The organism is Acidovorax sp. BoFeN1 (assembly GCF_003345135.1).
Classification (GTDB): domain Bacteria; phylum Pseudomonadota; class Gammaproteobacteria; order Burkholderiales; family Burkholderiaceae_C; genus Acidovorax; species Acidovorax defluvii.
Genome location: NZ_QOZT01000185.1, coordinates 1 through 469, shown reverse-complemented (window position 1 = coordinate 469; position 469 = coordinate 1). Strand labels below are relative to the sequence as shown.

The 469-nt window shown below is 62.3% G+C and carries 1 protein-coding gene; it reads right to left on the bottom strand.

Going from position 1 to position 469, the window contains the following annotated elements; all coding sequences use genetic code 11:
* Positions 1-125: 125 nt before the first annotated feature.
* On the bottom strand, positions 126-469 hold a 344-nt coding region (locus DTW89_RS19160; RefSeq protein WP_147277689.1), incomplete at its 5' end, for a transposase.

Below are 469 nucleotides of genomic sequence, written 5' to 3'. Positions count from 1 at the left end.
GGCTACGCTGAACAAGCCGTCGAAAATTTCCGCGCAAACCTGGATGACGCAGTTTTTTGGACTTTTATGCCTCTCGCGCGGCCCATTTGGGCAGTTCGCGGGGCGCTGAGGCCCGATTTCCGCCCTTACGGGCGCACCTGTCCCAACAGATGACTGCGGCACAGGTAAATGTTGGCCAGCGCCAAGGCCGTGAACGCCCGCGTGGCGTTCTTCTGAAGCCCGCGGTAGCGCACCTTGGTGAATCCCCACAGGCGCTTGACCACCGCAAAGACATGCTCGACCCGGGCACGCACCCGCGATTTGTTGCGGTTCTTGGCCCGCTGAACTTCGTCCACCTCGCCCGCACGGCGGGTGCGCTGGTTGGTGAAGTCCTTGGCCTTGGGGGCCTTGCTCGCTATCAGTGCTTTCTGGCTGGCATAGGCCGAGTCGCCGTACACACGCCGCTCATTGCCATGCAGCAGATTGGGCA